The following is a 17774-nucleotide window of genomic DNA, read 5'->3' as shown; positions in this document are numbered from 1 at the left end:
CCCATGACCGAACGTACGCCGAGCTGACGGGCACAATCACCGTGGATCTCTTCTGGTACGCCCTGGTGGGACTCCTCCTCGCCGGCTATCTGGCTCTGGAAGGGGTCGACTTCGGCATCGGGATGCTGATGCCGGTTGCCGGCACGGAGGCCGGCCGGGCGCGCCTGCGGCGGACGATCGTACCGCTCTTCCTCGCGAACGAGGTGTGGCTGGTGGCCTTCGGCGGACTCCTCCTCGGCGCGCTGCCGACGGCGGAGGGGGAACTGCTGGGTGCCCTGCGAACGCCCTTCCTGGGCGTGCTCTGCGCGTGGTTCCTGCGCGACGCCGCGCTGTGGTTCCGGTCGGCGTACGGCAGCGCGGGCTGGCGTCGGACGTGGGACACCGTGCTGTCGTCCGCCAGCTTCGTGCTCGCGGCCGGCTGGGGTGCCGTCCTGGGTGCCTTGGTCCGGGGTCTGTCCACCGCGCCGGACGGGTCCGCCACGGCCACCGGCGGTGACCTCGTTCACCCGTTCACCCTGCTGTGCGCGGCCCTGGCGGTCGCCGGAAGCCTGCGCCAGGGCTCGCTGTTCGCCGCCCGGGGCCTGCCGGAAGGGGGCTCGGCGCGGGCCAGGTTCGGCCGACTGACCCGGTGGCTGACGCCGGTTCTGCTCGTCCTGTCGCTGCTCGTCGCCGGGGCCGGGGCGGCGGTCACCGACGCCCCCGTGGCGGTGGGCATCGTCGCGGTGCTTGCCGCGGCCTGCGTCTACACCTCCGACCGCGTGCAGGTGACCGGCCGCACCGGTACGGCGATGCTGTTCGGCGCCGCTCCACTGGTGGCTCTGCCGCTCCTGGTCGGTGCGGTGCACGGAACCACGGTGCTGGCGACCCGCTCGGGAGCGGGCAGCCTGGAACTGCCCGGGGCGATCGCGGACCCTGCCTCCCTCGCGCTCATGGCCGTGACGGTACTTCCGGCGCTGATCCTGGTGGCCCTCGGCCAGCTGTGGTTCTGGAGGGTCTTCGTCGTCGGGGCAACGCCGCGACGGCCTCCCGTGGTCCTGGTGGTTTCCATCGGTGCCGATGGCGGGTTCGTCCCGGGCCCGCCCAAGTCCGACCGGTAAGGAGAATGTCATGGGCAAGGTGTCAGGAGAACATGCCGAATCCGCGGTCCGTGCGGCGATAGCCGCCGAGCGCCGGGAGCTCGCGACCGTGTTCGACGGGCTGTCTGCGACGCAGTGGGACGAGGCTTCGCTGTGCTCCGGCTGGCGGGTCAGGGAAGTTGCGGCCCACCTGTCGTTCGGGTTCCGGTACTCCATTCCACGGGTGGCCGTGGAGCTTGTGAAGGCCCGCGGCAGCCTGAATCGCATGACCGACCGCTGCGCACGGGAGGACGCGGCCGAGTTCTCGACCGAGGAGCTCGCGTCCTTCCTGCGGGACAACGCGAACCATCCGTGGAAGCCGCCTGTGGGCGGAATCGTCGCGGCGCTCGGTCATGACGTCGTGCACGGCCTCGACGTCACCGTCCCCCTCGGCATCGGCCGGGTGGTCCCGGAAGACCGGCTCCGCATTCTTCTGGACGCCGTCGACCCCAAGTCCTTCGCGTTCTTCGGTGCTCGGCTCGACGGTGTGCGGCTGCGGGCGGAGGACCTCGACTGGAGTTTCGGCAGCGGGTCGCCGGTCAGCGGAGCCGCGCAGGACCTCCTGCTTCTCACCTTCGGCCGCAAACTGCCCGCGGGTCGGCTCCGGGGGCCGGAAGCGGGCCGGTTCACGCTGGCCTGAAATCGTTGTGCGACCTCCCCGCACGCTTCCGGGAGAGCCGTCCGGCCGACGTCGGACAGCTCTCCCGCGTTGCTTTCCGCTCCGGTCCCCGGAGCTTACGGCTCTCCCGGAAGCGGTCCCGTCAGGGGGCGCCTGTGCCGGCCGTTCCGGCACGCGGGGCGCTGGCCGGACGCCGCCGGTTCACCTGCCGACGAGCTGACGGTCGGTCGCCTGCCGCTTGGCGCGGGAGGCGGTAGAGCTCCTCGGCGGGGGCGTGGTGCTGGGTGGCGGTGCGTATTCGGCACGGTGGGCGCGAGCCGAACCCGGGGAGGGCGAGCAGGACCGGCGGCCGGGTCCAGTCCTCCTCCCGGAGCACGACGTCGACCTGGGTGCGGCAGCCGGCGCTGATCTCCACCGGCCCCACCGTGCCCACGAGCAGGGGGGAGTCACCCCAGTTCTCGCTGGAGCCGCGGGCGCCGAGTGCCACTGCGTGCAGGTACCAGGTCCCGGCCGGCGCGTTCTCCACCTGGAACGGCCCGGCCCCTCTGAGTGTGGCCCAGGCGGCCGGCTGGCCCTGGAGGATCGGGCTGTCGAACAGGCCGACGTAGAGGGGGGATCGGGAACTCCCCAGCATGCGGACCGTCCCCGACACGGATCCGACCGGCCCGCGCTCGTCGGCGGAGGGGGTGATGCGGCCGGCCTCGTCCGTGTCGCCCCGGCCGATCCGTCGGTACTGGGTCGGGGAGAGGCCGACCGAGGCCGTGAAGCGTCGGGAGAAGGTGCTGGCACTGCTGTAACCAACCCGCGCGGAGATCTCCGCCACGTTCGATGTGGTCCGCACCAGGAGGGTTTTGGCCTCGTGCAGGCGAACGGCGCTCAGGAAGCGGCCGGGCGTCACGCCGGTGGTGCGCTGGAATACCCGGATAAAATGGAATTTACTCATCATTGCCGATCTGGCAAGATCGTCGAGGACGAGTGGTGCGTGGTAATTCTCGCGAATAGTGGTGATGGCGCGGTGCGTAAGGTGCTCCATGGCCCTCGAATTCCCCCTGGATCTGATCGACGACGGTGACCGGGTCGGCAGCTGTGCGAGCGTGGGGCGCGCCCACGGCGATGTGGAACGGCATCACGAAACCGCACCCGGGCAGAGGGGTGCGGATGCTCGTGGAGGGAAGCCACCGACGGGGAGAGGTAGCCCGTGGCCGTGCCGTGCAGCGGCTCGCGTGGGCTGACATCCCTTGTATTCAGCGGATTTCGAAATATTGGACCGGCGCCCCCGTGCTAGGGGTCGGCGGTACCGGAGCCCGGACGGTCAAGTATGCGGGCAATCATTTCGTCCGGCGGTACTGCTCACCGCGCCGACGTCGGTCTTGCATGCGACTGTGCTCATCCCTGGACACCTGGCAACCCCCGTTGCAATCCGTCACGACGTGTTTAGCCTCGCACACGGGTCCACGGTCGGGCAATAGAAAACCAGCCGTAGCCGGAGGTTCAGGTTCCGTCTGGGCGGGAGTTCGCACTCGTAACCGATTCCGCCGATTTGCCCCGGTCAGCTGAGCAATTTGGGCGATGACACCGGAGCACCCAGGACGGGAGGCTGGTTGCGCCGATGAGGGGAGGCGCGACCTCCCCGGGGCGCTCCGCGCCATCGTGATGCCACCGCCGCGCGTGCGCCCATTCCTTCGCGGTTGTGCCGCCCGTCGGGCCACCGCCCCGACACCGCCACCGCGCCCGCGGCGGGAACCGATCATCGCCATCTCCATCGACGCCGGCCGACCGAGGAACTGACAATCATGACGAGCCATCAAATACAGTTACTGTTCCTGGATTTCGGCCTCATCCTGCTGCTTGCCCGGGTGCTGGGCGCGCTGGCGGCGAGGATCGGTCAGCCACCCGTGGTCGGTGAGATCCTCTCCGGGATCCTCCTGGGCCCCACCGTGTTCGGGGACCTCTTCGTCGACAACCTCTTCCAGTCCGACGTGCGGCCCCTGCTGGGTGCGCTGGCGAACATCGGTGTCGCACTGTTCATGTTCGTCGTCGGACTCGAACTGGAACACCGCTTCCTGCGTGGCCGGGTCGGGATCACCCTCGGTGCGGCAGCGGGGTCGACCCTGGTGCCCTTCGCCCTCGGCATCCCGCTCGCCTACTTCCTGCTTCGCCACCACCCGACCGAACGGCACGGCGCGTTCGTGGTGTTCATCGGGCTGTCGGTGGCGGTGACCGCGTTCCCCGTTCTCGCCCGCATCCTGGTCAGCCGGGGCATGTCCCGGCTGGCAATCGGCGGCCTCGCGCTGGCCACCGCCGCGGTTGTCGACATTGTCGCCTGGTCGGCCCTGGCCGGTGTCCAGGCGGTCGTCGGCGGCTCCGGAGACTTCTGGCGGATCTCCCTGCTCGTTCCGTTCACCCTGGTACTGCTGGCCGCACGACCGCTGCTGAAGCTGGTCCTCACCCGCACCGGCCCAGGGGGCGGCCTCGGCCCGACCGGGCTCGCCGTCGTGATGGTCGGGATCTTCCTGTCCGCGGTGGCGACCGAAACGATGGGGATGCACTACATCTTCGGTGCCTTCCTCTTCGGGGCGCTGATGCCCCGTGAGGGTACGGACGTGTTGCGCGCGGAGATCTGCGAGCGCGTCGGCGAGATCACCTCGCTGCTGCTCCCGGTCTACTTCGTGGTCGCGGGCCTCAGTGTCGACCTGCGCGGTGTGGGTCTTGAAGGTCTCACCGAGCTCGCGGTCATCCTGCTCGTGGCTGTCGGCGGGAAGTTCGGCGGCACCTACCTCGGGGCGCGGTCGCAGGGCCTGACACCCGAGGACTCGGGCACCCTGGCCGCGCTCATGAACACGCGAGGTCTCACCGAGCTGGTGATCCTCGGTGTCGGGCTGCAACTGGGGCTGCTCGACGGGCCGCTGTACTCACTGATGGTCGTCATGGCCCTGCTGACCACTGCCATGTCCGGGCCGCTGCTGAACCTGATCCGGGACAGGAGCGCCCGCCGGGGTCCGGCCGTGGTCCCCGAGCTGCGCGTCGTCGGTGAGGACGACGGCGAGGAATGGCCGGCCGGAGCCGGGCGCACCCGCCGCGTCGCCGGCTGAGTGGGCCGCCCGTCCTGCGGGCCGGCCGGAGCGCCGCCGGGTAGTGGCAGGTGGTTGAAACAGGCCGGTCCGCTCCGAGGGCCTGATGTGTAGTGTGGGCAGGTGTGAAGGCGGAGAATCTGCGGGGCAATCTGGAAGGCATGCTGCTGTCGGTGCTGGAGCCCGGCGCGCAGCACGGTTATGCCGTGATCGAGGAGCTCAAACGGCGTAGCGGCGACGCGATCAACCTCCCCACCGGGACGGTCTACCCGGCGCTCCACCGGCTGGAGGCCGCGGGCCTGGTCGGCAGCGAGTGGGGCGTCCACAACGGCCGTCGCCGCCGCAACTACTTCCTCACCACGGCCGGACGTCGGGCCCTGGACGACAAGCGGACGGCGTGGCGGGAGATCTCCTCCGTCATCTCGGTTGTCATGGGCGGACCGGCGTGACGCAGGCGGCCGTGCTCCAGCGCTACACCGACGACGTGGCGGAGCTCCTGGTCGGACCGGGGTCGCGCCGCTCGGCCATTCTCGACGAGGTGCTGGACGGCCTGTGGTGCGCGGCGGAGTGCAACCTGGGTGCCGGCGGTGACGTCGAGGAGGCTGCCCGCCGGGCCGTTCTCGAGTGGGGCCCGCCGACGGAGGTGGCCCGCGCCTACAACGACGCCACACTGCGCATCAGCGCGAACCGGATCTCCCTGCAGGCGGTCTGCGCGATACCGCTGCTCGCGGCGGCCTGGGCGTCCGCGTTGCTCGGGGGCCCGGCCGGGCCGTGGCCCTACCATCCGCCACTGCTGCTGATGGGGCTGTCCGTCCTGGCCTTCGGCTGTGTGCTCTCTCTGGCGGGTGCGTTGTCCGGCCTCCGGAAGGGTACGGGTTTCGCCGCGGCGGCTTCCGGTCGCGACCGGACGGTCATCGCCGGTACGCTCGCGGCCCTGATCGGGCTGCTCTCGGTGCTGGCCGCGCTGGCCCTGCTCCTGTTCAACCGGGGTCTGAGCCATCCGGAGTCCCTGGACTGGCCCCGGGTCGCTGTCCCCGCGACGCTGACGGTCCTGGCCGGCGGGTACTTCGGTACCGCGCTGACGCGCTTCCTGTCTGTCCTGCGCGGAGTGGACACCCGGTAGCGCGCGTCCGGCTCGCGCGCCGAGAGCCCCTGGTGGCGACCCCGATCCCGGGTCGCGGCCAGGGGCTCTCGCGTTCCCCGGGGCGGCAGGTGAGGCTGCGTCATATTTCTTTTTCCTGGCGGGTTTGATGTTGCGCCAAGTGGATCACCCGGCTAACCTGTCCTCAGGCATACGTAGCATGGCTACATAGTAGCGTCACTACAGGAGTGGTTAGCTTGGAGCGCATGACGCGATGGGTGCTCTCCCATCGGCTGCCCGTCGTCCTGGTCTGGGTGGTGCTCACCCTGGCCGGAGGCGCCCTGTCGAGCAGCACGATCAGCAAGCTCTCCTTCGAGTCCCGCCTCCCCGACAAGCCGTCGCAGGCCGCGAACGACGCGTTGGCGCGGAAGTTCTCGCAGACCGGTGGAAAGAACGCACCACTGCTGCTCGTGGTGACCGTCCCGGACGGCGCCACGGTCGACAGTGCCGACGTGCGGACGCAGTGGAGCGACCTGATCGCCAAGGTCACTCCCCAGGGGGGCCGCAGCGTCTCCTACGCGGGGCCCGGCGGTGAAGCCCTGGTCTCGGCGGACAAGCGCACCACGGTCGCGCTTGTCTACCCGCCGGCCGAACGCTCCAGCGTCCCCTACGCCCAGTCCCTTCCGGGTATCAAGGCGGAGGTCGAGCAGGTGAGGATCGCCGGTGTTCCGGTCGAGCTGACCGGCCAACCGGTACTCTCCGGCCGGGACAGCGGAGCCCAGCGCAGTCCGATCCTCGAAACCCTGGTCGGCGCCCTCGGCGCCCTGGTCGTCCTGGGGCTGGTGTTCGCCAGCGGTCTCGCGATCGTGCCCCTGCTGATGGCCCTGGTGGCGATCCCCACCACCTTCCTGCTGGTGCGCGGCATCACCGGGCTCACCGACGTGTCTTTCATCGTCCAGTACCTGGTGGCGCTCATCGGCCTGGGCATCGCCATCGACTACGCACTGCTCATCGTCACCCGCTGGCGGGAGGAGCGGCAGAAGCCCGGATCCGACGGGCCCGACCCGCAGGCGCGCCGCGAAGCGGTCGTCCGGGCCGTCGCCAGCGCCGGTCGCGCGGTCGCGCTGAGCGGTGCGACGGTCGCGATCTCCCTGGCCGCGCTCGTGGTCCTGCCGGTGCCGTTCCTGCGCAGCGTCGGGTATGCCGGTCTGCTGATTCCGCTGGTGAGCGTCGCCATCGCGATCACGCTGCTGCCCGTCATGCTGTACGCCTGGGGCGACAAGCTCGACCGCCCGCGCCGGGCGCACCGCCCGGACAGCAAGTTGTGGAGCCGGATCGCCGGAGTCACCACCCGCCGTCCCGTCCTGTGCGCTGTTCTCAGTGGAGCGGTACTGCTGGGCCTCGCGGCGCCCGTGCTCGCTCTGCGACTGGGGCAGCCTGCCACCGTGACGCTCGCTCAGGGCGGCCGGCCGGCCGCCGCCTACCAGCGGATCGTCGAGGCCGGCTTCGGCGAGGGCATCGCCCGTCCCCTCGAGGTCATCGTGGACCAGAGTGGCGGCGAGGCGATGCACACCGCACTCGCCGGGCTCGAAGGCGTCGCGGGCTCCGTCGCACCGGCGGATTGGGCGCGCGGCGGACAGCGCATCGTGGACGTGTGGACCAAGGCCGATCCGTCCAGCAGCGCCGGCCGCTCCACGGTCACCAAGGTCATGGACGTCGCCAAGGACACTCCCGGCGCCCTCGCCGGCGGTGGGCCCGCCACGGACGTCGACTTCATCGATGCCGTCTACGGCTCCCTCGGTCTGATCCTGCTCTTCGTCGCGCTGCTCACCTTCGTCGTGCTGGCCCGCACCCTCCGGTCGGTCGTCCTGCCTGTCAAGGCCCTGATCCTCAACGCCCTGTCCACCTGTGCGGCCTACGGCGTCGTCGTCCTGGTCTGGCAGAAGGGCTACGGCAGCGAGGCGCTGTTCAACACCCCGGCGATCGGGGCGGTGACCATCTGGATCCCGATGGCTGTCTTCGCCTTCCTCTTCGGACTCTCCATGGACTACGAGGTGTTCATCCTCCACCGGATCCGGGAGACCCACCTGGAGCTGAGCGCCGAGGGCGAGCACGACACCGTGGTCCCGTCCGTCGTGACCGGCATCAGCCGTACCGGGCGGCTCGTGACCTCGGCCGCATTCGTCCTGTTCCTGGCCTTCGTCGCACTGGCCAGCATTCCGATCACCGATGTGAAGGTGTTCGCCACCGCTCTGGCGGCGGGCATCATCATCGACGCCACCGTGGTCCGGGGCCTCCTCACCCCGGCACTGGTCACCCTCCTCGGGCGGTCCAACTGGTGGTTCCCGCGCTCCTTGGGCCGGCTGCTCGTCACTACCCCCGGGCGAGCACCCGGTCCGAGGACCCGCCCCGCCGACGACGCGGTGGGGCAGGAGGGCCGGGCGGTGTAGTCCGCCCCGGTCCCGCCACCCAGGCCGGTCGGCAGAGCCGCGCCTGACGATGTAGGCCATCGCGCTTCGGCGCGGTGGCCTGCACGCGTTCGGCGGGTGGCCTGCACGCGCTTTCTCACGGCTTCATCGGCGTGCGCGAGGCTGGTGGGGCGGGCGCCGTCGGCATTGCGACGCCCTGACCGGACCAGTGCGAAAGGAACGGACAGTGTCCACACAGACGCCAAGTCACGACGTGGTGATCCTGGGATCGGGAATCGCCGGATCAACCCTAGGCGCAGTACTGGCCCGCAGCGGGGCCAAGGTGCTGATAGCGGACGCGGGTACCCACCCCCGTTTCGCGGTGGGAGAGTCCATGATTCCCCAACTCGTCGCCTGGCTGCAGGTGCTGGCCGAACGCTACGACGTTCCGGAGTTCCAGGCCCTCACCGACGCGACGACCATTAACGAGAAGGTGAGCAACACCTTCGGCCGCAAGCAGCATTTCGGCTTCATGCTGCACCGTCCGGGGCAGGAGCCCGACCCGGACGAGTCGCACCAGTTCGTCATCCCGGACGCGCTGACGTCGGCGAGCCACCTCTTCCGTCAGGACAGTGATGCCTACCTGCTGCGGGTCGCCGTCGGGTACGGCTGCGACACGCGCCAGCAGTGGCGGGCCGAGAAGATCGACTTCGACGACGACGGTGTCACCGTGACCGGCACCGACGGGCACGTGGTCCGCGCCCGCTACCTGGTGGACGCGAGCGGCTTCCGTTCGCCGTTGGCGGACCACCTCGGCCTGCGGGAGGAGCCGGCCCGGTTCAAGCACCACTCCAGGTCCCTGTTCACCCACATGATCGGTGTCAAGCCGTTCGACGACGTGCTGGACGTGCCGGAGCGGAGCCGGCCCCCGGTGCGCTGGCACAACGGCACCATGCATCACCTCTTCGAACGGGGCTGGTTCTGGATCATCCCCTTCGACAACCACGAATCCTCCCGCAACCCGTTGTGCAGCGTGGGCGTCACCCTCGACCCGCGGCTCTACCCCAAGCCGGCGGACCTGACCGCGGAGGAGGAGTTCGCGCAGTTGCTGGGCCGCTTCCCTGCCGTGGAGCGCCAGTTCGAGGGGGCGCGGAAGGTCAGGGAATGGGTGTCCACGGGGCGCCTGCAGTACTCCTCCGGCAAGACCGTGGGCCGGCGCTGGTGCCTGATGTCGCACGCCGCGGGCTTCCTGGACCCGCTCTACTCGCGCGGCATGTCCAACACCTTCGAGATCATCCACGCCCTCGCCCCGCGGCTCCTCGCGGCGCTCGCCGAGGACGACTTCACCGAGGACCGCTTCCGTTACGTCGAGGAACTGGAGCAGGGCCTGCTCGACTACAACGACACGCTGGTCAACTGCTCGTTCATCGCCTTCTCGCACTTCCGGCTCTGGGACGCGGTGTTCCGCGTCTGGGGGAGCGGCAACACGCCGGGCACCCTGCGGATCAACAACGCCTTGCGCAAGTACCGCAACGATGGTGACGCGAGCGTCTTCGACGCCCTGGAGAAGGTGCCGAACACCGGACTCTGGTGGCCCGACAACGACGACTTCAAGACCCTCCTCGACGGCACGGCCCAGGCCTGCGCGCAGTACGAGGCCGGGGAGATCGACGGAGACCGGGCGGCGGACATCGTCCTGCGACTCGTCCGGGAGTCCGGGGCCGTGCACGAGGGATTCGGCTGGAAGGACGTCGACCGGAGGTTCATCCACCCCGGTCGCGACCAGATCCTGGACTTCCTGCAGTGGGCCGCGAAGTCGCCGGTCCCGGCGCTGGGTACCGTCGGCCGCGAGAGCCTCGACGCGCTGCTCGCGGCGGGTGCCGGCTCGGCCGCGCCCATCGCGGGGGTGAACCGGTGACGGCCGCGGGGCAGGGTGGTGACCTGAGCACCGGGGAGGCCAACAAGGCCCTGGCCCGGCGCTGGTTCGACGAGGGCTGGAGCCGCGGGGAACTCGACGTGGCCGACGAGATCTTCGCGCCGGAGTTCCTGCTGGGCGGGCGGCCGGTCGGACCGCAGGGTCCCAAGGAAAGCGTACGGCTGCGCCGGACCGCGTTCTCCGGGCTCACGGTCGAGGTCGGTCTGCAGGTGGCCGAGGGTCCGTGGGTGGCGAGCTGGTACACCACCCGGGGCACCCACGTCGGGGAGTTCGCCGGTCTGGCGCCCACCGGCCGGGTGATCTCCTCGGAGGGGATCCAGCTCTGGCGGGTGGAGGACGGGCAGGTCGTCGAGGACCGGAACGTGTTCGACGTGGCCCGCGTCGTCCGCCAGCTCCGGGCACCGGAGGGGGCGGCCCCGGGGCCGGCCCCGTTCGCTACGTGCCGGTCCGAATGATGTTGTTCTCGTAGGCGAAGATCACGGCGTGCACGCGGTTGCGCAGGCGGAACTTCTCCATCACCCGCTGGATGTGGGACTTCACGGTGCTCTGGCTCAGGCCCAGCTCGGCCGAGATCTCCGCGTTGCTGTAGCCGCGGGTCACGAGCCGGAAGACCTGGACCTCCCGCTCCGTCAGCAGCTCTAGCGGAGAGTCCTCCGACTCCGGTCGGGCCCGGGGGATGAGCAGGGACCGGCCCGCGGCCATGATGCGGACCGCGGAGGCGAGCTCCTCCGGGCTGCTGCTGTCGGACAGCACGCCCTTCACTCCGGCCTGTAGAACGTGCTCCGCCGACGCGGGCGCGTCGGTGACCAGGACGAGCGCGTTGGCCGCCGGCAGGGACCGGGTGCTGGACAGTGCACGCACGATGTCCAGCGCCCGGTCCGCCTCCTTGTGCGCGTTGATGACGACCACATCGGGACGGAGTTCCTGGTATGCGGTGGTCGCCGAGGCGCAGCCCGTGGCGGCGCCGATCACGCTCAGGTCGGGGTAGCTGTTGAGGATGGTCTGCAGCCCCGCCAGCGAGATGGGGTGCGGATCGATCACGAGGACGCTGGTGCGTGCCGTCACTGGCTCTTCTCCCCTCGGTAATGGTTGCGCGGCCGTCGGACCAGGATAGCTTGGTCGATCTTGGCCGGAATTCGACTGAGCCCGCCGCCCTCCGGCGGGCCGGCGAGCGCGAACCCGGCATGCGCGAACACCCGTTCCGGACCGGAAACCGGTCCGGAACGGGTGTTCGCCGTCCGGGCTCAGTGCTTGCGGGCGATCACCGCGGTCGTGAGCGCGGGCAGCTGGACGACGCTTTCGACCGCGAAGCCCGCGTCGGTGACCCACGCGGCGCACTCGGCCGCCGTGAACCCGTGGGCCTGTGCGGACTGCAGCATCATGATGAGGCTGAGCATCAGGCTGTCCGGGTCCTCGCGCGCGTCGTCGACCATGGTGTCGTAGACGATCAGCCAGCCGTCGTCGTTGACGGCGTCGTACGCCTTGCGCAGGAGGGCCGTGCGCTGGCGCAGCGGCCAGTCGTGCAGCACGCCGCCGAGGATCACGACGTCCGCGGGTGGGAACGCGACCTCGAAGAAGTCGGCGCCGACGAAGGTCAGCCGGTCCGCCACCTCGCGTTCGCCCACCAGGCGGTCGAAGTGCTCCGCCATGGCCGGTCGGTCGAGCACGGTGCCGGCCAGCGCGGGGTGGGCGGCCGCGAGCCGCGCTGCCAGGTTGCCGCGGGCCCCGCCGATGTCGCTGAACGTTGCTACGCGCGACCAGTCGAAGACCTGGGCCAGCCGATCGCCGACGGTCCCGCTGAAGCTGTCCATGGCCGACAGGAACTGTCGGAGTCGGACCGGGTCGTGGAAGATCCTGGTGAAGGGCACCTCGCCGCCGGTGCCCTGGCTGCGGGCGGTGCCGTTCCGGAGCATCCCGGTGAAGGACTCCTGGTCGGCGCCCATGAGTTCGGTGGTGATCCGCAGGAAACCGCCCACGAACTCCTCGCGGTCCGGCAGCAGGTGGCGCAGCACACCGGGGCTGTTGCGGTAGCGGCCGTCCTCCCGGACCAGGAGTCCGATGGCGGCCATCGCGTCGAGGAAGTCCTGGGCACCGCGCGGGTGCAGACCCGTGCGGTCGGCGAGTTCGGTGCCGCTGAGCGAGCCGTCGCCGAGCGTCGAGAACACCTCGAGGTCCATCGCTGCGTTCAGGAGCTTGCTCCGGAAGAAGGACCATCCGGTGAACATGACGTCGAACGGGTCGTCGAGTGGAGGCTCCCCGGCTCGGCGGGGGGCGGTGGGGAAGGGGGCGCCTTCCGCGGCGGCTACAGACCTGGTCATGCTCGTCGGACCTCGTTCGTCGATGTGGCATCGTGCTCGGCCGCAGGTTCCCCGGATGTGGCCGCACGAGGGCCGGGGAAGTCCGGGGCCGGGGCGCGTCGGCCGATTCGGGACCGCAGTCCCCGCTCTACGGGGCGCTCGTAGAACTCGTACAGGAGCGCGCACAGCGCGACACTGATGGCGAGGGCGAGGAGCGCCCATCCGGTATTCGACCAGCTCGCCGGGGTCGGTCGCATGTAGTATTCCGTGATGCTCTTCCGGTTGAATACCCGGGAAGAAATCTCGAAGAGTACCGTGAAATGCAGGAGATAAAAGGCGTACGACCATTCCCCGAGTCGTACCAGCGGCTTCGTCCGCAGCCAGGAGGCGCCGCCCGCGAGATCCCGCTGGGCGACGGCGACCACCAGGAGCGCGTACAGCGGGGCGGTGACCTGGGACAGTGCGTCGTAGACCACGGCGAAGCGCCAGGTCTCGAAGCGCAGTACCCACAGCGCGACGAAGCCGGCGGCGAGCAGGGTGGTGGCCGACGCCACACTGAGAGGGAGGCGCCAGCCCTTGCGCAGGGCGGTGGCCGCGATCACGCCGAGCAGGAACTCCCAGAGCCGGGCGATGGGGGAGTAGGTGCCGAGGATCAGGCCGTCCACACCCGTGAACGCCGGGGGAACCCGGGGCGGGTAGGCGTCCCACAGCCACAGCTTGATGCCCCAGCCGACCACGACCAGCGCCACGGCGGCGCCGGCGAGCCAGCGCAGCGACCGGCGTACGGTGAACCTGGCGACGAACGGGAAGAGCACGTAGAAGAACGCCTCGCAGGCCAGCGACCAGGTCACCGGGTTCGTGCTGCCCAGGATGTAGTCGGGCACCCATGCCTGGTACATCAGGACGGCGGAGAGCGCCATCAGTTTCAGCGAGTCGCTCTGGCCGGGGCGGGCGTCGGGCAGTTGCAGGAACAGCGGGACCAGGACCGCCAGCAGCAGCATCGGCCAGACCCGGGCGAACCGGCGGCCGTAGAACGGCAGCGTCCGGTCGCCCGCCGTGTACGTCCAGGTGAGGACGAAGCCGGAGAGGACGAAGAAGAACGTCACGCCCGAGGACCCCAGGGTCAGCATCGGCTTCGCGTCGGGCAGTGGCAGCAGCGTGCCGACGTGCGACAGGAAGACGGCGAACGCCGCGATCCAGCGCAGGCCGGTGAGGGAGTGCAGTCGGACGGCCGTGCCGGGGGCGAGGGGTGTCGGGGGCGGTGATTCCCGCCTTTGTGCGGTCGAGCTCATGGGTGTGGCACCAGCCATTTCGACGGAGGTGGAGGCCGAGTGCGATTGTCGACTTCTGCAGCCCGGTCAATCGTGCGGCATTATCCCATCACCGGTCGATGAATCGCTGCTTAAGTCGCCATAAATTTCGCCACCCCGGGCCGGTTGGGACTTTCTATTTGCTGGCCAATTCCCCGCCGCCGCGGCTAATGTGGTGCGGACGTGTCGAGTTCGAATTGACGAAGAGATTTGAGGAATGCCATGCGGATATTTCCGTATGCCTCGGCCATGGTGACCGGGGCGTCCAGCGGGATCGGCGAGGGCTTCGCGAGGCTCCTGGCGGCGGAGGGCGTCGATCTCGTCCTCGTGGCGAGGCGGGGCGACCTGCTCGATCGGCTCGCGAGCGACCTGGAGTCCGCGCACGGTGTGACGGTGGAGGTGCTCGCACTCGATCTGACCGACGAGAACCAGATCGCGATCGCCGAGCGGAGGCTCACCGACTCCGAGCGGCCGGTGGAGCTGCTGGTGAACAACGCCGGGTCGAGCGGTTCGGGCTACTTCGCGGACCTGCCGGCCGAGCGCGAGCTGCACACCGCGATGCTCAACGCGGTCGTCCCCCTTCGGCTCTCCCACGCCTGCCTTCCCGGGATGATCGCCCGTGGCGGCGGTGGCATCGTGAACGTCTCCTCGCTCGTCGCCGTCCTGCCGAAGCCGCGCTCCGCGACGTACGCCGCCTCCAAGGCGTTCCTCTCGTCGTTCGGTGAGACCTTGGCCATGGAGGTGGCCCGGCACGGCGTCCACGTCACCACCGTGCACACCGGGCTGACCCGCTCCGGGTTCCACGCGGCGGCCGGGGTGGCGACCGACGCACTTCCCGACTTCAAGTGGCTGACCGCGGAGCAGGTGGCCCGGGCGGGCCTGGAAGCGGTGTCCGCCGGTCGGCCGTCCACGGTGCCCGGGCTCGCCTACCGGATCAGGCTTCCCCTCATGCGGGCCATGCCGCGGTCCGTGGTCCGGGTGATCACCCGCCGCGTCCACGAGAGGTGACCGCTATGACCACACGGAAATCCCCCGCCCATCGGAACAAGGTCCGGAACAACGTCGTCATCCTCTTCCACCGGATCGGGCTGCCCTTCGGTCCGATGCACCTGCTCACGGTCCCGGGCCGGAGGAGCGGTCTGCTCCGTACCAACCCGGTCGCCCCGGTGGTCGTCGACGGCGTGCGGTACATCCTCCAGGCGTACCCGCAGTCCGACTGGGTCAAGAACGCCCGCGCCGCAGGGCACGGCGTGCTGACCCGGGGCCGGCGGGCGCAGCGGGTGGATCTGGTGGAGCTGCCCGTCGCCGAGCGTGCTCGCGTCCTGCGGGAGTTCCCCGGCCAGGTCCCCCGGGGCGTCGACGCGTTCGTGCGCAACGGGCTGGTCGAGTCGGTTTCCCCGGAGCACTTCGCGGCGGCGGCGGATCGCTGCCCGGTCTTCCGCGTCGTCCCGCGCACCGACTGAAACGCGGCCCTGGACACGGCGACGGGCGGCCCCCCACGATCCGGTGGGGGCCGCCCGTCGCCGTGTCCAGAGCCGCGTCAGTGCGGCAGAGCGTTCTCGACATCAGGTTCGGCCGGGAGTGAGGCCCCCCGCACGTCCACACCGGCGGTCAGGTAGCGCAGCTCGTCGGGGCCGTCGTGGCGCAGCCACTTCGCCATCCGGCGCAGGTCGTCGGGCATCGGGTAGATGAATCGACGGTCCGGGTCGCGCATGCCCAGGTGGTCCAGGACCACCGGGGAGCCGATCACCTTGGCGGTCAGTTCGGCGCCGGCGTCGGCAGCGGTACGCTCCCCCCGGTCGACCGCCTCGCAGATCTCCACCATGTCGTCGAACAGGGCTTTGTACCCGGAGGATCCGGGGACGGGCAGGCCGGGGTGGGCGGCCTCCTCCATCGCGCGCAGCACACCGTCGTGGCTGGACTCCTCGAAGCGCTCGGTGAAGCGGTCGAAGCGCAGGTTGATCGGCACTTCGGCCGCGCACCAGACGCGGTAGACGGCGTTCCACAGAGAGTGGTCCTGGAATGAGATGAAGGAGCAGTTGACCAGCTCGTCGTTGTACCGGACCAGGCCCTGCTGGAGCTCGTCGACGTACCGGAAGCGCTCCTCGTCGAAGTCGTCCTCGGCGAGCGCGTCGAGCAGCCGCCACGCGAGCGAGTTGACCACTTCGCCGGTGTTGGTGAGGCCGCGCGAGTACAACGGGTCGATGAAACCGGCCGCGTGAGACATGAGGCACCAGCGGTGGCCGACGGTCTTGGACGAGGTGTACTGGATCCGGTCGGCCGAGATCCACGGCCGCACGGTGCGGGCGTCCGCGAACAGCCGCTCGACGGCCGGGAAGCGAGCCGCGAAACTGCGGAACTCCTCCTCCGGGGTGATGTCGCGGTTCTTCGGATACATCCGCTCGTCGAGCGTGAGTCCGACGCTGACCAGGGGGTTCTTGGAGCCCGGGTAGTTGTTGAAGGGGATCGACCAGAACCAGCCGCGGTCGAAGAGGTGGTGCATGGTGCCCTCGACCCACGGGATCGGGGGTGCGTCCTCGGGTCCCACGCGCAGGCATTCGTCGGTCGGACGGACGCCCAGCATGTGGGTGAACATCGAGCGGGAGTGGTGCTTGAGCGACTCCGGACCCTTGCGGAGTCCGAGCTTCCCGGCGATCGGGGAGCGGAAGCCGCTGGCGTCCACCAGGTAGCGGCCCTCGTACCGCTCGCCGCCCTTGCCGACCACGGCGACATGGTCGTCGGCCAGTTCCACGTCCTCGACGTGGAACGCCTGTCGGACGGTGCAGCCGTAGCGGATGGCCGTGTGGAAGAGGTAGGCGTCGGTGTCCTGGCGGAACAGGTGACCGGTCTGCAGTGCCTTGGACGGCGGGCTGAACTGGAGGAACTCGGCGGGGTCGGGCTCCTTGCCCTCCTCGTGCCGGATGAAGCCGAAGTGCCGCTTGGTACCGGAGGTCGGTGCGATGTCGTCGCGGATGCCCTCGGACGAGGTCAGCGACTCCAGCTCGGGGATGCCGTAGCGGCGGGCGAGCAGCCGGAAGACCTTCAGGGTGTAGAGCGTCGTCGACTCGCCCACGGCGAACCGGGGATGGATACCGCCGTCGAGGAGCAGGACCGAGACGCCCTGCTTGGCGAGGATGGCGCCCAAGGTCGAGCCGGCGATGCCGGAACCCAGAATGATCACGTCGTGGCGGTCGGGCGGCGTGGCCGGCCGCAGGCCGGCGCGGTTGCCGGAGGGTTGTCCGGGCATGGTTGTCCTCCTGATCGGACGGGAGCGGATGAGCGGCACCGTGATGTGCGCCGGAGAGGAACGGGGACGGCCGGGGCGGCGCGGAACGACGCGCCGCCCCGGCCGGGGTCCGGGGGCGGGTCAGCCGCGGGCGGGCGCGCCGGCCGGGGCACCGGGCCTGCCGTGGAGCCCGGTCGGCGGACCGGACACGTCACCGCGGGCGCCCGGCTGCGGCATGAAGCCGCGCATCTCGTTGTCGTTGGCGAGTTGCTGCATCTTCTCCCAGTCCGGCATGCCGCCGCCGGAGACGAGCTCGGACAGTCCGATGAAGAAGTTCTCCACGCCACCCGGCGTCGCGATGACCAGCAACTGGCCCGGCTCGTCACCGATGTTGAGGAAGCGGTGCGGCACGCCGCGCGGACCGTAGATGACGGTGCCTTCACCGATCCTCTCGGTGACCCCACCGACCTCGAACTCGTAGGTGCCCTTGTTCACGAAGAACGCTTCGTCGGCGGTCTCGTGGACGTGCAGCGGCGGGCCGCTGCCCGGCTGCGTGGTGATCTGGTAGAAGCTGTACAGGCCGCCGGTGTCCTCCTTGCGGAGCAGGAACCGGCCCTCCTCGCCGAACCAGCAGACGGGTTCGACGTCGTCCCGGCTGACGACTTTCCGGTCGGTCTTCGACATGGTTGGTTCCTTTCGTTCGGGTCGTCC

Annotated in this window: 16 protein-coding genes; 10 read left to right on the top strand and 6 right to left on the bottom strand. The window is 70.0% G+C overall.

The genetic code is table 11. The features are described from left to right. Window positions 1-41 precede the first annotated feature (41 nt). The gene (locus IF01_RS44680; RefSeq protein WP_051757006.1) at window positions 42-1097 is read left to right on the top strand and encodes a cytochrome d ubiquinol oxidase subunit II; all 1056 of its coding nucleotides are present in this window, start codon (window positions 42-44) and stop codon (window positions 1095-1097) included. Between the two features lie 10 nt (window positions 1098-1107). Beyond that, window positions 1108-1755 (top strand): maleylpyruvate isomerase family mycothiol-dependent enzyme, encoded by a 648-nt coding sequence (locus IF01_RS0137875; RefSeq protein ID WP_030398178.1) that lies wholly within the window; start codon window positions 1108-1110, stop codon window positions 1753-1755. A 121-nt stretch (window positions 1756-1876) separates the two neighbouring features. Here the strand turns inward: IF01_RS0137875 and IF01_RS42995 are convergent, their stop codons facing one another. Then, window positions 1877-2767: a helix-turn-helix domain-containing protein gene (locus tag IF01_RS42995; RefSeq protein WP_051757004.1), complete on the bottom strand. Its 891-nt coding sequence runs from the start codon at window positions 2765-2767 to the stop codon at window positions 1877-1879. Window positions 2768-3527: 760 nt separating this feature from the next. On the opposite strand from IF01_RS42995, the gene IF01_RS0137865 reads away from it, so the two are divergent. From IF01_RS0137865 to IF01_RS0137840, 6 genes are all read left to right on the top strand, one after another. Continuing rightward, window positions 3528-4826, top strand: coding sequence for a cation:proton antiporter (locus tag IF01_RS0137865; protein WP_030398177.1), 1299 nt, complete (start codon window positions 3528-3530; stop codon window positions 4824-4826). 104 nt (window positions 4827-4930) lie between these two features. Next, window positions 4931-5254 (top strand): PadR family transcriptional regulator, encoded by a 324-nt coding sequence (locus tag IF01_RS0137860; protein WP_030398176.1) that lies wholly within the window; start codon window positions 4931-4933, stop codon window positions 5252-5254. Then, on the top strand, window positions 5251-5928 hold the full coding sequence (locus IF01_RS0137855) for a hypothetical protein (protein ID WP_030398175.1): 678 nt from the start codon (window positions 5251-5253) through the stop codon (window positions 5926-5928). The genes IF01_RS0137860 and IF01_RS0137855 overlap by 4 nt, the downstream gene beginning before the upstream one ends. 224 nt (window positions 5929-6152) lie before the next feature. Beyond that, complete coding sequence (locus IF01_RS0137850; protein ID WP_208624398.1) at window positions 6153-8336, top strand: MMPL family transporter; 2184 nt, start codon at window positions 6153-6155, stop codon at window positions 8334-8336. A 187-nt stretch (window positions 8337-8523) separates the two neighbouring features. Continuing rightward, on the top strand, window positions 8524-10212 hold the full coding sequence (locus IF01_RS0137845) for an NAD(P)/FAD-dependent oxidoreductase (protein ID WP_341845524.1): 1689 nt from the start codon (window positions 8524-8526) through the stop codon (window positions 10210-10212). After that, window positions 10209-10685 (top strand): ester cyclase, encoded by a 477-nt coding sequence (locus IF01_RS0137840; RefSeq protein WP_051757000.1) that lies wholly within the window; start codon window positions 10209-10211, stop codon window positions 10683-10685. Before IF01_RS0137845 ends, IF01_RS0137840 begins: the two co-directional genes overlap by 4 nt. Here IF01_RS0137840 and IF01_RS0137835 read toward each other — a convergent pair. The 3 genes from IF01_RS0137835 to IF01_RS0137825 all read right to left on the bottom strand — a co-directional run bounded on the left by IF01_RS0137835 (window position 10666) and on the right by IF01_RS0137825 (window position 13819). Beyond that, window positions 10666-11295, bottom strand: coding sequence for a response regulator transcription factor (locus tag IF01_RS0137835; RefSeq protein ID WP_030398171.1), 630 nt, complete (start codon window positions 11293-11295; stop codon window positions 10666-10668). The genes IF01_RS0137840 and IF01_RS0137835 overlap by 20 nt on opposite strands. Before the next feature lie 179 nt (window positions 11296-11474). Then, window positions 11475-12548 (bottom strand): methyltransferase, encoded by a 1074-nt coding sequence (locus tag IF01_RS48750; protein ID WP_167349798.1) that lies wholly within the window; start codon window positions 12546-12548, stop codon window positions 11475-11477. Beyond that, window positions 12545-13819 carry an acyltransferase family protein gene (locus IF01_RS0137825; protein WP_030398169.1) on the bottom strand — a complete coding sequence of 425 codons (1275 nt, stop codon included), beginning with the start codon at window positions 13817-13819 and terminating at the stop codon, window positions 12545-12547. The genes IF01_RS48750 and IF01_RS0137825 overlap by 4 nt, the downstream gene beginning before the upstream one ends. Window positions 13820-14059: 240 nt before the next feature. Here IF01_RS0137825 and IF01_RS0137820 point away from each other — a divergent pair, with 240 nt between their 5' ends. Both IF01_RS0137820 and IF01_RS0137815 read left to right on the top strand, forming a co-directional pair. Next, window positions 14060-14845, top strand: coding sequence for an SDR family NAD(P)-dependent oxidoreductase (locus IF01_RS0137820; protein ID WP_037782712.1), 786 nt, complete (start codon window positions 14060-14062; stop codon window positions 14843-14845). Window positions 14846-14850: 5 nt separating this feature from the next. After that, complete coding sequence (locus tag IF01_RS0137815; protein ID WP_030398167.1) at window positions 14851-15300, top strand: nitroreductase/quinone reductase family protein; 450 nt, start codon at window positions 14851-14853, stop codon at window positions 15298-15300. A 77-nt stretch (window positions 15301-15377) separates the two neighbouring features. Here the strand turns inward: IF01_RS0137815 and IF01_RS0137810 are convergent, their stop codons facing one another. Then, window positions 15378-17084 (bottom strand): NAD(P)/FAD-dependent oxidoreductase, encoded by a 1707-nt coding sequence (locus IF01_RS0137810; RefSeq protein ID WP_063764405.1) that lies wholly within the window; start codon window positions 17082-17084, stop codon window positions 15378-15380. 120 nt (window positions 17085-17204) lie between these two features. After that, window positions 17205-17747, bottom strand: coding sequence for a cupin domain-containing protein (locus IF01_RS0137805; RefSeq protein WP_051756995.1), 543 nt, complete (start codon window positions 17745-17747; stop codon window positions 17205-17207). Window positions 17748-17774: the final 27 nt, after the last annotated feature.

Source organism: Kitasatospora purpeofusca (assembly GCF_000718025.1).
Taxonomy (GTDB): Bacteria; Actinomycetota; Actinomycetes; order Streptomycetales; family Streptomycetaceae; genus Kitasatospora; species Kitasatospora purpeofusca.
Note: the sequence above shows the minus strand (reverse complement) of the source record. Positions and strands in the feature narration are given on the sequence as shown.